Below are 13090 nucleotides of genomic sequence, written 5' to 3'. Positions count from 1 at the left end.
CGCGAAAGAATCGCGCGCGTGGTGCGATTATTTGCGACACAGCCAAAAATCACCATATGGTGACTTGTGCTAAGTAATTGTTATTTGTGGTTTTTGTCGCCGAACGTGTAACCGGTTTCGACTGTCTTATTACCAAATTTCTCTCGCAGCTTGTCCATGGCTGCTTCCGCCGCGGCCCGTCGCGTGGCCTGAACGTCGATAAGATCGGGCGGATCTGCGCGTCCAGCATCGCCAAGATCGGTGACGCCGATGCCGATGAGGCGAAACTTCGTCCCACCCGTTTCGGGTTCGAGCAGCCTCAGACCGGTGCGGAAAATCCGGTCTGCAAGTTGGGTCGGGTCCTCCAGACGGCGGTTACGCGTGCGGATCTTGAAATCCGAGGTCTTGAGCTTCAGCACGACGGTCTGGCCGGCAATGCCGCTGCGTTTCAGACGCCGGGAAACCTTCTCGGAGAGATCGCGCAGGATCGGCACGAGATCCTCATGACGCCCGATGTCTTCGAAGAAGGTGGTTTCGGAAGACACGCTTTTCGCGGCTTCGTTTGGATGCACGGTCCGGTCGTCGATCCCGCGAGAGAGGCGGAAAAGCCGCTGCCCGATAACGCCGTAACGGCGCATGAGATCGCCTTCCTCCATGGCCTGCAATTGGCCGATAGTGCGGATGCCATCACTTTCGAGCGTCGCGGCAAAGGCCTTGCCGACACCCCATATCGTCGTGACTGGCCGTGGCTCCAGAAAGGAGAGGGCCTCTTCCTTGCCGATGACGGAGAAGCCTCGCGGCTTCTGCAGGTCGGAGGCCACCTTGGCGAGGAACTTGCAGTACGACAGCCCAACGGAGATGGTAATGCCGATTTCCTGCTCCACCCGCTTGGCGAACTTGGCGAGAATGCGAGCCGGCGGATCGTGATGGAGCCGCTGCGTGCCGTCGAGTTCAAGAAACGCTTCGTCGATCGAAAGCGGCTGAACCAGCGGCGTCAGGTCCTGCATCATGCCTCGAACCTCGCGGCCGACGCGGACGTATTTCTCCATGTTTGGACGGATGACGATAGCCTGTGGGCAGGCTTCCAGCGCCTTGAACATCGGCATGGCGGAGCGCACCCCATGGATGCGGGCGATATAGCAGGCGGTGGAGACGACGCCGCGCTTGCCGCCGCCGATGATGACAGGCTTATCGGCGAGCTCCGGATTGTCGCGTTTTTCGATGGAGGCATAGAAGGCATCGCAATCGATATGCGCCAGCGTCAGTGCGTAGAGCTCCCGGTGGTAAACGAGGCGGGGGCTGCCGCAGCTCCGACAGCGCGTGCGCATGCCCGATTGCTCGCTCAAGCAATCGCGACAGAAGCCGGAGATCTTGTCGGGCGCATGGGTCATGGAACGAGAACAAAAATTGAACATCGCCACTTTATGTTCTAAGCTTGCGAGTCTCAAGCTGGAAAACTGCCGGGGAGGCGGGAGTGCAGAATTTAATCGTGCAGCCGTTGACGCCAGACCGATGGGACGATTTCGAGACGTTGTTTGGGCCAAGCGGCGCCTGTTATGGCTGTTGGTGCACCTATTTCCGCGTCCCGACATCGCAGCGCAAGACGATGGATGCAGCAGCAAAGAAGCAGTTGATCCGCGAGCGAATCTCGGCTGGGCCGCCGCCCGGCCTTCTAGGCTATAATGATGGACAACCGATCGCCTGGGTGCAGGTCGGTCCGCGTGCAGAGCTGCCGCAATGGAACTCGCCGAAAACGGTGTCGCGTCCGCTCGATCCCGCCGATGCGGAAGACAGTTCCGTCTGGGCGGTGAGCTGCTTCTTCATGAATTCGAAGGATCGCGGCAAGGGACACAGCCACCGCATGTTGTCGGAGGCCGTGAATTTTGCCCGTGCGTCAGGCGCGCGGTTGCTCGAAGGCTGTCCGATCGAGCGTACCAAGCAGTCGAAATCCGTCGGTCTCTATGTCGGTTCGCAGCGCATCTTCGAGGCCGCCGGATTTTTGGAAGTTGCAAAGCGCAAGGATGGCAGGCCTCTGATGCGCCTCGTGCTCTGAGGGCAGCTTGGGCGGCGTCAGCGCGCGATATGGGCCTGGATCAGCGGCGCTGCCTGGCTCCATTCGTTGGCTTCTGGAATACCCGCGGCCGCTGCCGGTGCCATGCGGTGGACGATGGAATCCGGTTTCAGATTGATGAGGAGGCACTCCGGAACATGCTCGCTGACCGAATGCAGATTGTGGGCCATGTCATCGACGAAGGCGAGGGGCATCTCGCGCCGCCGATGCAGCGAGCGCACGATCGGCCCCTTCGGCTGCAGCGACGCGAGCAGTGGATAGGTAAGCTCGAGTCTGTCCAGCAGTCGCCGCCTCTGTTCCCAGAACTGCGGCGGCATGGCGGTGAGGAAAACGATGTCAGCGTCTTTCGAGAATTCGCCGAGCGTATCGACCACGCGATCGAGTGGTGTCTGCCATTTTTCCTGTACCTCGAAGAAGGCTCCGATCAGCCGATGAACATCCTTTTCTTCCAGCGCAGAGCCGTTGGCCTTGGAGACGATGTTGCCCGTCAGCCGGAAGGAACGCGGCAGGAATTCATGGCCTTCTGCCTCGATGAAGGTCAGGAAGGGCGCAAAGAAGTGCAAGACGACGTCGTCGACATCGCAAACGATCAGCGGCCGCTCCTGCAGCTGGATATGCGATACGTCGAATTCGATCGGGGCATCCATGATCAGTATTCTCCAGAGGCAAGGCCTGGCGGCGAAAAATGCGCCGATGCAGCGGCGACGGCCTCCGGCGCAATGCCGCTGGCCTCGCAGAAGGCCAGCAATGTCGGTTCGTGGTTCATGAGAAAATCGAGCATACCGGCAAGAAAGGCCGGCTCGTTGATGGCGTTGCGCACCTGTGCCGGCTCTATGCCGGTCAGCGCCAAGAAGCGGCCGAACATATCCGGTTCATTGGCCAGCCAGCCGAGTACGGCAATGGCAGTCTCTTGCGGGTCGGCCGCGCTCTTCTTCGGGTTCTTGAAGTTACTTTGCATTTTGACGGGTGAGTTACCTATTTTTCAACCAAATGCCGGTAGTTTGCGATTCAAGTATTTCTGGAATCGGTTCCTCGCGACCCTATATTTCGAGAGAATGGATGCAATACCGGATGCAGGGACAGCTTTCCATGCCTAAGCAGGTAATGATTGTAGAAGACAACGAGCTCAATATGAAGCTCTTTCGCGATCTGATCGAAGCGTCCGGCTACACGACGATCCAGACCCGCAACGGCATGGAAGCGCTCGATCTCGCGCGCAAGCACCGTCCCGATCTGATCCTCATGGATATCCAGCTGCCGGAAGTTTCCGGTCTGGAGGTCACCAAATGGCTGAAGGAAGACGACGATCTTCACGTGATCCCTGTGATCGCGGTCACGGCCTTCGCCATGAAGGGCGATGAGGAGCGCATTCGCCAAGGTGGCTGCGAGGCCTATGTCTCGAAGCCGATTTCGGTACCGAAATTCATTGAGACCATAAAGACCTATCTGGGCGACGCCTGATGATGGGGAAGAGCTGATGACCGCACGCATCCTGGTAGTCGACGATATTCCGGCCAATGTGAAGCTTCTGGAAGCGCGGCTGCTTGCCGAATATTTCGAAGTGCTGACAGCCGAAGACGGCCTGAAGGCGCTCGCCATTTGCGCGGGCACGCAGGTCGATCTCATCCTCCTCGATATTATGATGCCCGGCATGGATGGTTTTGAGGTGTGCGAACGCCTGAAATCCGATCCCCGCACCGCCCATATACCCGTCGTAATGGTCACGGCGCTCGATCAGCCTGCCGACCGTGTGCGCGGCCTGAAGGCCGGTGCCGACGATTTCCTGACCAAGCCCGTCAACGACCTGCAGCTCATTTCGCGCGTCAAGAGCCTGCTTCGCTTGAAGACATTGAGCGACGAGCTGCATATGCGCAACGAGACTGCGCGCAATTTCGGTATTGACGATCTGATGCGGGCTGGCGACGGCCGCACCGAGGAAGCCGGCCAGGTACTGCTGGTCGATGGCCGCGCCAATTCGCAGGAGCGTATCATCCGCACGCTCAAGCCGATCGCCCAGGTCGTCGCAATGTCCGATCCGCAGGCCGCTCTGTTCGAGGCTGCTGAACGGGCGTTCGAACTGGTCATCGTCAATTCGAATTTCGACGACTACGACCCGCTGCGGCTTTGCTCGCAGCTTCGTTCGCTGGAGCGCACGCGTTTTCTGCCCGTGCTGCTGGTGACGGAGCAGGGCGCAGACGACATGATCGTCCGCGCGCTGGATCTCGGTGTCAACGACTATATCGTCCGGCCGATCGATCCGAACGAACTCGTCGCGCGCTGCCTCACGCAGATACGCCGCAAACGCTATAATGATCGCCTGCGCGCCAGCGTACAGCAGACGATCGAGCTTGCCGTCACCGATGCGCTCACTGGCCTGCATAACAGGCGCTATCTCGACAATCACCTCAAGGTGCTTTTCGACCGTTCCCTGGCGCGGGGCCGGCCGCTCTCGATATTGATTACCGATATCGATCGCTTCAAGACCGTCAACGACACCCATGGCCACGATGCCGGCGATGAAGTTCTCAAGGAATTCGCCGCGAGAATCCGTTCCACGGTACGCGGCGCAGATCTCGCATGCCGTTATGGGGGCGAGGAGTTCGTTGTGGTTATGCCGGATACGCCTGCCGATACGGCCGCCGCGGTCGCGGAACGACTACGCGCTGCGGTAGAAAATATGCCGGTGAAATTACGCGAAAACGGTGTTGCGCTTAACATCACCGCTTCCTTCGGAATTTCGTGCCGTTTGGAGACGATCGAGACGCCGGAGCAGTTGATGAAGCAGGCGGACCTTGCGCTTTACGAGGCCAAAAGAGCAGGACGCAATAGGGTTGTAGCTTCAGCGGCCTAGGGATGAATGGCGGAGAAATGCGGCCGCCCGTGAATATTGAGGGTATTTTTCAGGTTTTGAACAACAGTTCAAAATTTTTTGTTCTTTATCCTGCGGGCATCGTCACATAGCCTTGTTTTAAAGAAACGCTGCATACTTATACTTTTGAATTCGCCAGATACCTTCGCTTTTCGGGTAATTTCGAAATATTCTTGTCTTATCGGCATATAGTTTTGTTTTGTTGGCGGCGTGTTGATGAGATGTCCGTTGAAAGTTGACCGATTAACTGAATGTAATTTGTATATTCAAATGCTCTTGAATATCTGTATTCGATCTTTTCTAACAAAGGAGGCATTATCACTTTATTCTTGATAGTTTCTTGAGTTAATTTCACTAAGACTATCGGACATTCCTTTCCACCAAAGTCATGAATTTTAACCATCCGAGCAGACAGGCATTTTTTATCATTAAGAATTTGTTGATTTTCTTTCGGTTTCGCGCGAATTTAGTCTCGTACATGGACAACCCGCAAGGGTTCCGGGATACCCCATGATGCTCAGGTCCGCCGCATCTCCTGGGTCGTGGGGTCGGTCGGCTGGCAGGCAGAAAGATAACGGTTCCTCGTGCCGTTTTGCAGGCTAGCCGGCCCCCAATTTTAAAACGCCGCTCTTCGTTCGTCGAAGGCGGCGTTTTTCTTTTCTACCGACACGGCAGGCCATTGCTCCACGCGGGAGTTTTCTAACTGACGTCGCAAAATCGGACAACGATCGAGACGATACCGCCAAAACAAAAAAGGCGCCAACCCGAGGGTTTAGCACCTTTTTGTAACCTAAAGTTTAGGAAACTTACTTGATCTTCGTTTCCTTGAACTCGACATGCTTCTTAGCAATCGGGTCGTACTTCGTCTTCGTCATCTTGTCCGTCATCGTACGGCTGTTCTTCGTCGTGACGTAGAAGAAACCGGTGTCGGCCGTCGACAGCAGCTTGATCTTGATGGTGGTAGCCTTGGCCATGGTCGTCCTGCCTTTAATAAAAATGAACGCCGTGGACGGCCAGTGCGGAGGTCCACGGCGAATTCTGGCGCGAAAATACAAATCGCGCCCGAAAAGTCAACCTCTGTTGCCCATGAAAAGCAGGCGTATTCCCGAAAGCAGGACATAAAGGCCGAAGAAAAAGGCCACAGCCCAGGCAAAGCCGCTCGGATTGGCGAGATCCATGGCGGTACCGATCGTCGGCGGCCCTAGAACCATGCCGACGGCGTAACAGAAGACGAAGGCCGCGTTGGCCGCCACCAGATCGACGCCGGTCAGCCGCGTGCCCAGATGGCTGAGCCCGACCGTATACATGCCGGAAACGCAGCCTCCCCAGAAGAGCAGGATGATCGCGAGAATGATCCAGTTCGATGCTAGGGAGGGCAGCAGAAGCGCTCCGACAAGCCCGATCGTGGCCATGATCGACAGCAACGGCCGCTTGTCGCGCATGCGGTCAGCAAGCAGGCCGAGTGGAATCTGGAAGACGAAATTGCCGACGCCCATGACGGTCAGCAGCAGTGCGGCCTGTGATTCGTTGAAGCCGAGACGTGTCGCATAGCTGGTGAAGAGCGAGCCGCCGCCGACGGTGACCGCGCCGAACACGAAGACTGCGGCTGTCGCCGTTGGCACCAGGAAGATGTAGCGGACGAAATGCAGCTCCGGCTTCTCGTCGACGATCGGGCTCTCGTTGCGGGCGATGAAGATCGGGATGGCAGCAGCCAGAATGATGCAGGCGCCGATGATGAAGGGCATCAAGCCTTCGCTGCCGACAACGGAAAAGAGCAGGGGGCCGGCCGCAAAACCGAGCGAGAACACGGTGGAGTAAAGCCCGAGCACGAAGCCGCGCTTCGAAGGCGGCGAAGCGGCATTGATCCAGAACTCCGACAGGATGAACAGCGTCGTCGTCGCCCCATGAAAGACGATGCGCAGCGGAAACCACAGCAGCAGATTTTCCGCATAATAGAAGCCGAGCGAGCTCAGTGCCGACAGGAAGACGGCCCAGATCATCGTTTGCACGACGCCGAAGCGGTGCGCGAGCTTGGTCGTGACGACCGCTGCCAGCATCGAAGCGACGCCCATCATCGCAGTATTGAGCCCGATCAGACTTGAGGGAACGCCGCGTTTTTCAAGAATGATACTCAGAAGCGGCAGGCCAAGGCCGATGGCGATGCCGACGGCGGATACGGACGCTATGGCTGCGACGAGCGAAGGCCAGTGAATTTCTTCGACATGGCCGGCCTTGTCGTTCGTCGGTTCAAGCATAAACTGATTCCTGGAGCATGAGACGGTCGAATCGATCCGGACGCGGAACATAGAAAGGCACGGCTCGGCCAAATTCAGGTGACGGGTCGGCTTTCATGAGATCGGTCAAACCCTCCGGAATGGTCCCCTTGACGCGGGGCATGTTCAGACAAGAAATGTTGCCGATGTCAAGCCGTTGCTGATTAACGAGCTCGCGCGAATGGCGAATATTAGTCGAATCGACGACGATTCCCGATAGAAGAGTGCGATGTGGCAAGACAACTTCGGCCATGGGCGCTGGCCGGCTGCGGGGGCGGGCACCTATCGTCACGAACGATCGTTCCCCTGATCCCATTCCTCCGGGCTGTCATCATGGCCGCCGAAGCCATGCATGCGCAGCGCCCATTGCAGGCCGATGACGCCACCCTTAATCGGCTGGATGATGGCAAGTGCCGCGATAATGGTGATCGGTGCCCAGATGGCGAGATGCGCCCAGAGCGGCAGCTTGAAGGTCATATCAGTCAGCATGTAGCCGCCGACGATGAGGTGGCCGAGAACGAGGATCACCAGATAGGGCGGCAGGTCATCGGCGCGCTGGTGGGAAATATCTTCGTCGCAGACCGCGCAACGGTCGACAGGCTTCAGGAAAGCGCGAAAGAGCTTGCCGGTGCCGCAGCGCGGGCAGCGGTTCAGCATGCCGCGGGAAATCGACCGTCCGAGCGGACGTTCGCTCTCGTCTGAACCGCCGAAGCGGATGGGAGAGTCGGATGGGCTGCCCGTCATGAATACGCTTCCTCCGTGCCGGCAGCCGTTCTTTACCTGCGGCCGCGCGGCGGTCTCGTGCCCGGCGCCTTGCGGGCCAGGCTCTTGTTGCGGCGGGTCGCCTTGTGGAAGGAGCGCACCGCCGTCGGCATAGGCTTGCCGTCGCTCAGCATTTCGAAGCGCAGGGCTCCGGCAAGCGGCACGGCTTCCGCCAGTCTCACCGTCACATCGTCGCCGAGACGATAGCCGAGCCCCGTTCTTTCACCCGTCAGCGCCTGATGCGCCTCGTCATAAATGAAGTAATCGGTGCCGAGCGTAGATATAGGGATGAAACCGTCGGCGCCATACTCCGGCAGGGTGACAAAAAGTCCCGACTTGGTGACGCCGCCGACCCGGGCCTCAAATTCCGCGCCGACCTGACCGGCGAGGTGATGGGCGATCAGCCGGTCGACCGTCTCACGCTCTGCGGCCATGGCGCGGCGCTCGAAGGTCGAGATCTCAGCTGCGATATCGTCGAGCGACGCCTCTTCGTCCGGTGTGATCGCACCTTCGCCGAGGCCGAGCGAGCCGACGAGCGCACGATGCACGATCAAGTCGGCATAGCGACGGATGGGTGAGGTGAAGTGGGCGTATTTCATCAGGTTCAGGCCGAAATGCCCGATATTGTCGGGGCTGTAGATCGCCTGGCTCTGCGAGCGCAGCACCATCTCGTTGACCATGGTCTGATGCGCCGTACCCTCGGCTTTCGCCAAGATGCCGTTGAAACTGTTGGCGCGCACGTTGCCGCCCTTGGCAAGCGATATGCCGAGGGTGGCGAGGAATTCGCGCAACACCTCCTGCTTGGCGAGCGTCGGGCCATCGTGGATACGATAGATCAGTACCTGCTTCCGCTTTTCCAGCGTCTCGGCAGCGGCAACGTTCGCCTGGATCATCATCTCTTCGATGAGCTTGTGCGCATCGAGGCGCGGCGGCACGAAGACGCGATCGACGGTGCCGTCCGGCTTCAACAGGATCTTGCGCTCGGGCATGTCGAGCTCGAGCGGCTGGCGCCGGTCACGGCCCTTTTTAAGAATGTTGTAGGCGTGCCAGAGCGGCTTCAGGATCGGTTCCAGCATCGGACCGGTCTTGTCGTCGGGCTTGCCATCGATCGCCGCCTGCGCCTGCTGATAGGAAAGCTTGGCCGCGCTCTTCATCATGATGCGATGGAACGTATGCCCGGCCTTGCGGCCTTCCTTGGAGAAGATCATTCGAACCGCGAGGGCAGGGCGGTCGACGCCTTCCTTAAGCGAGCAAAGATCATTGGAGATGCGCTCGGGCAGCATCGGCACGACGCGATCGGGGAAGTAGACCGAATTGCCCCGCTTCAGCGCCTCGCGGTCGAGCGGCGAGTTCGGACGCACATACCAGGAGACGTCGGCGATGGCGACGGTGACGATCACGCCGTCCGGATTGTCGGGCGAGGGATCCATTTCGGCGTAGACAGCGTCGTCATGGTCCTTGGCGTCGGCCGGGTCGATTGTTATCAGCGGCAGGCTGCGCCAATCCTCGCGATGGGACATGGTGGCCGGCTTTGCGGCATCGGCCTCCGTGATCACGGCGGGGGGGAAGACATGTGGAATTCCGTGCGCATGAATGGCGATCATCGAGATCGCCTTTTCCGAGGCGACGGAGCCGATGACCGACAGAACCTTGGCGCGCTGCAGGCCGAAGCGGCCGAGACGCGCCACTTCGACTTCGACCAGGTCGCCGTCTTTGGCGCCGCCGGTATAATCCGGGTCGATCACCATCTCCTCGCCGCGCCGTTCGATCGGCATCAGGCGGCCGCCGCCGCCAGGCGTTTCGCGGAAGACGCCCATGGAGGCGCCCTGCCGCTTGTCGATGACCTTGATGATGCGAGCCGTATAGGCTGGGCCGCCGCGATCGACGGCTGAGAAGATCTTCGCAAGAATGCGGTCGCCCATGCCGGCGACCGGCGCCTTGCCCTTGCCGTTGCGGCCGGCCGGCGAGGAAGACTGCTTGATCAACACGGCAGGCGCGACGCCATTTTCCTCAGCCCATTCGGCGGGACGGCCGATCAGCATGCCATCCTTGTCGCGCGTTGTGATGTCGAGCACGGCGATCGGTGGCAGCGCGCCGGGGCGGATGAGCGACTTGCGGCTCTTCTGCACCATGCCTTCTTCTTCGAGCTCGCGCAAAAGGTCCTTCAGCGCGACGCGGCTCTCACCCTTCAGGCCGAAGGCTTTGGCAAGCTCGCGCTTGGACGCCTGCTGCGGATGATCAGCGATAAAGCGCAGGATGACCTCGCGCGGCGGCAGAACGCCGTGCATGATGGCCATCATCGGCTCTGCACTCTCGCCCCGCTTGATCGCGCGACCAGACTTGCCGGGGCGTCGCTCCGACGATGAAATCTTGCCGCGCGGTTCTCTGCTCACTCTGCACTCTTCTTTTTCGCTGCCGTCTTGGCCGCAGGCTTCTTTGCAGCAGCCTTCGGCTTGGCGGTCGTTTTCGTCGCTTTTGCGCTGGCTGCCGCGGTCTTTGCCTTGGCGGGCGCCTTCTTGGTGGTGCCGCCGCTCTTGCCCGCCTTGGCAGCAATCAGAGCCAGAGCTTCCTCGACCGTGATCGCCTGCGGATCCGTGCCTTTCGGCAGCGTCGCATTGACCTTGCCCCAGTTGACATAGGGGCCGTACTTGCCGTCGCGAACGGTGATCGCGCCGCCGCCATCCGGATGCTCGCCCAGTTCCTTCAGTGCTGCCGGTGTGCCGCCGCGTGCCTTGCCGCCAGCTGCCTTGCTCTGCTTTTCGGCAATCAGCGTCACCGCGCGGTTGAGACCGACGGTGAAGACGTCCTCGACGCTTTCGAGGTTGGCATAGCTGCCGTCATGCAGAAGGAAAGGCCCGTAGCGGCCGATGCCGGAAGAGATCATCTTGCCGGTTTCCGGATGCTTGCCGATATCGCGTGGCAGCGAGATCAGCGCCATCGCCTTCTCATAATCGATATCCTCGGGCTTCCAGCCGCGCGGCAGGGAGGCGCGCTTGGCGTCCTTGCCGTCGCCGCGCTGGATATAGGGACCGAAGCGGCCCGAACGCAGCGTCAGCTCTTCGCCCGTTACCGGATCGGCGCCGAGCGCCTTCGGCTCGTTTAGTCCGTTGGATTCGGCTTCCGCGCCGCCTTCCGACGAAAGCTGGCGGGTATAATTGCATTCCGGATAGTTCGAGCAGCCGACGAAGGCGCCGTATTTGCCAAGCTTCAGTGACAGGTTGCCCGTGCCACACACCTGGCAAATGCGCGGATCGCTGCCATCCTCCCGCTTCGGGAAGACGAGCGGTGCCAGCGCATCGTTCAGCGCATCGAGCACATTGGTGACGCGGAGTTCCTTGGTGTCCTCGATCTGGGCAAAGAAATCACGCCAGAAGTCGCGCAGCACGTCCTTCCAATTCAGCTCGCCAGCGGAGATGCGGTCGAGCTTCTCTTCGAGATCGGCCGTGAAATCATACTCCACATACTTGGTGAAGAAGCTTTCGAGGAAAGCCGTCACCAGCCGTCCCTTGGCCTGCGGCACCAGCTTGCGCTTGTCGATGGTCACATAATCGCGGTCACGCAGCGTTGCGAGCGTTGCCGCATAGGTGGAGGGGCGGCCGATGCCGAGCTCTTCCATCTTCTTGATCAGCGATGCTTCCGAATAGCGCGGCGGCGGTTCGGTGAAATGCTGGGTCGAGTTGATCTTCTGCTTGGCGAGGTTTTCGCGGGCATTGATTTCCGGCAGACGACCGCCTTCTTCGCTGTCGTCGCTCTGCTCGCCATCTTCCTTCTGATCGGTATAGGCGGCGATGAAGCCGTCGAAACGAATGACGGAGCCGACGGCGCGCAGGCCGGCCTTCTTGCCGGCGTTATCGGCCAGGATCTCGACGGTCGTGCGCTCGATTTCGGCCGATGCCATCTGGCTGGCGATGCCGCGCTTCCAGATCAGGTCATAGAGCTTCAGCTGGTCGTCATCGAGGAATTTGCGGATGCGATCCGGCACGCGGTCGAAATCGGTCGGGCGGATCGCTTCGTGCGCTTCCTGGGCATTCTTTGCTTTGGTGGAATAGAAACGCGCCTTTTCCGGCAGGTAACGGTCACCGAACTGGTTGGCGATGGCGCGGCGTGCCGCATCGATTGCTTCCGGCGCCATCTGCACGCCGTCGGTACGCATATAGGTGATAAGGCCGACGGTCTCACCGCCGATATCGACGCCTTCATAGAGCTTCTGTGCCACCTGCATGGTGCGCGAGGCCGAGAAGCCGAGCTTCGAGGAGGCGGCCTGCTGCAGCGTCGAAGTGGTGAATGGCGGGCTGGGGTTGCGCTTGACCGGCTTCGCTTCGACGGTGTCGACGATATAGGAGGCGCCTTCGAGCAGGGCCTTTAGCTTGCCGGCCTCTTCGCCGTTGCCGATCGCGCGCGGCTGCAGGCGCTTGCCGTCAGCGGAGACCAGACGCGCTTCGAACTCGTCGCCGCGCGGCGTCTTCAGGATCGCTGAGAGGTTCCAGTATTCTTCCGAGATGAAGCGTTCGATCTCCGACTCGCGATCGCAGACGAGACGAAGGGCAACGGACTGTACGCGACCAGCCGAACGGGCGCCAGGCAGCTTGCGCCAGAGAACCGGCGACAGGTTAAAGCCGACGAGATAGTCGAGGGCACGACGGGCGAGATAGGCATCTACCAGCGGCACGTCGATGTCGCGTGGCTCGGCCATGGCGTCGAGAACGGCCTTCTTGGTGATGGCATTGAAGACGACGCGCTTCACCGGCTTGCCGTTGATGACGCGCTTCTTGTTCAGCACGTCGAGCACATGCCAGGAAATGGCTTCGCCCTCGCGATCCGGGTCGGTCGCGAGAATCAGGCCGTCGGAGGTTTTCAGCGCATCGGCGATGTCCTTGATGCGCTTTTGCGAGGCACCATCGACTTCCCACAGCATTTCGAAATCCTGGTCCGGCAGCACCGAACCGTCTTTGGCGGGCAGGTCACGCACATGGCCGAAGGATGCAAGAACCTTATATCCGGGTCCCAGATATTTATTGATTGTCTTGGCCTTGGCAGGCGATTCCACCACTACAACGTTCATCATCAAGTCTCTGAATACGAGGTCGCGCCGGTATAAGACGCGGGAGATACCGGGTTTTTCCGTCTTCCCGGCCT

The 13090-nt window shown here is 59.7% G+C and carries 12 protein-coding genes; 3 read left to right on the top strand and 9 right to left on the bottom strand.

Features of this window, described 5'->3' with window-relative positions; translation table 11 throughout:
* Positions 1-80: 80 nt before the first annotated feature.
* Positions 81-1370 carry a DNA polymerase IV gene (locus tag FBZ99_RS03545; protein WP_145631373.1) on the bottom strand — a complete coding sequence of 430 codons (1290 nt, stop codon included), beginning with the start codon at positions 1368-1370 and terminating at the stop codon, positions 81-83.
* 83 nt (positions 1371-1453) lie between these two features.
* Here FBZ99_RS03545 and FBZ99_RS03540 point away from each other — a divergent pair, with 83 nt between their 5' ends.
* Positions 1454-2032, top strand: coding sequence for a GNAT family N-acetyltransferase (locus FBZ99_RS03540; RefSeq protein WP_069614954.1), 579 nt, complete (start codon positions 1454-1456; stop codon positions 2030-2032).
* Positions 2033-2049: 17 nt separating this feature from the next.
* On the opposite strand, the gene FBZ99_RS03535 is transcribed toward FBZ99_RS03540, so the two are convergent.
* Together FBZ99_RS03535 and FBZ99_RS03530 are read right to left on the bottom strand one after the other, a co-directional pair.
* Positions 2050-2697 (bottom strand): hypothetical protein, encoded by a 648-nt coding sequence (locus FBZ99_RS03535; protein ID WP_145631371.1) that lies wholly within the window; start codon positions 2695-2697, stop codon positions 2050-2052.
* Between the two features lie 2 nt (positions 2698-2699).
* Positions 2700-3008 (bottom strand): DUF3572 domain-containing protein, encoded by a 309-nt coding sequence (locus FBZ99_RS03530; RefSeq protein ID WP_069614952.1) that lies wholly within the window; start codon positions 3006-3008, stop codon positions 2700-2702.
* A 131-nt stretch (positions 3009-3139) separates the two neighbouring features.
* On the opposite strand from FBZ99_RS03530, the gene FBZ99_RS03525 reads away from it, so the two are divergent.
* Positions 3140-3511 carry a response regulator gene (locus FBZ99_RS03525; RefSeq protein WP_028754034.1) on the top strand — a complete coding sequence of 124 codons (372 nt, stop codon included), beginning with the start codon at positions 3140-3142 and terminating at the stop codon, positions 3509-3511.
* Between the two features lie 16 nt (positions 3512-3527).
* Positions 3528-4901 carry a PleD family two-component system response regulator gene (locus FBZ99_RS03520; RefSeq protein WP_113328961.1) on the top strand — a complete coding sequence of 458 codons (1374 nt, stop codon included), beginning with the start codon at positions 3528-3530 and terminating at the stop codon, positions 4899-4901.
* Positions 4902-5725: 824 nt separating this feature from the next.
* Here FBZ99_RS03520 and rpmG read toward each other — a convergent pair.
* From rpmG to topA, 6 genes are all read right to left on the bottom strand, one after another.
* Entirely contained in the window at positions 5726-5893 is a 168-nt protein-coding gene (gene rpmG / locus FBZ99_RS03515) for a 50S ribosomal protein L33 (protein WP_003587245.1), read from the bottom strand.
* A gap of 96 nt (positions 5894-5989) precedes the next feature.
* Positions 5990-7174: an MFS transporter gene (locus FBZ99_RS03510; protein WP_069614950.1), complete on the bottom strand. Its 1185-nt coding sequence runs from the start codon at positions 7172-7174 to the stop codon at positions 5990-5992.
* Positions 7167-7445 (bottom strand): hypothetical protein, encoded by a 279-nt coding sequence (locus FBZ99_RS03505; protein ID WP_113328959.1) that lies wholly within the window; start codon positions 7443-7445, stop codon positions 7167-7169. Before FBZ99_RS03505 ends, FBZ99_RS03510 begins: the two co-directional genes overlap by 8 nt.
* A gap of 35 nt (positions 7446-7480) precedes the next feature.
* Positions 7481-7936 (bottom strand): DUF983 domain-containing protein, encoded by a 456-nt coding sequence (locus FBZ99_RS03500; RefSeq protein WP_113233023.1) that lies wholly within the window; start codon positions 7934-7936, stop codon positions 7481-7483.
* 32 nt (positions 7937-7968) lie between these two features.
* Positions 7969-10251, bottom strand: coding sequence for a ribonuclease R family protein (rnr, locus tag FBZ99_RS03495; protein WP_442966439.1), 2283 nt, complete (start codon positions 10249-10251; stop codon positions 7969-7971).
* Positions 10252-10343: 92 nt separating this feature from the next.
* Positions 10344-13016: a type I DNA topoisomerase gene (gene topA, locus FBZ99_RS03490; RefSeq protein WP_145631808.1), complete on the bottom strand. Its 2673-nt coding sequence runs from the start codon at positions 13014-13016 to the stop codon at positions 10344-10346.
* Positions 13017-13090 lie beyond the last annotated feature (74 nt).

Origin of the sequence: Rhizobium sp. ERR 1071 (assembly GCF_007828675.1) — a bacterium.
GTDB classification, from domain to species: domain Bacteria; phylum Pseudomonadota; class Alphaproteobacteria; order Rhizobiales; family Rhizobiaceae; genus Rhizobium; species Rhizobium dioscoreae.
Note: the sequence above shows the minus strand (reverse complement) of the source record. Positions and strands in the feature narration are given on the sequence as shown.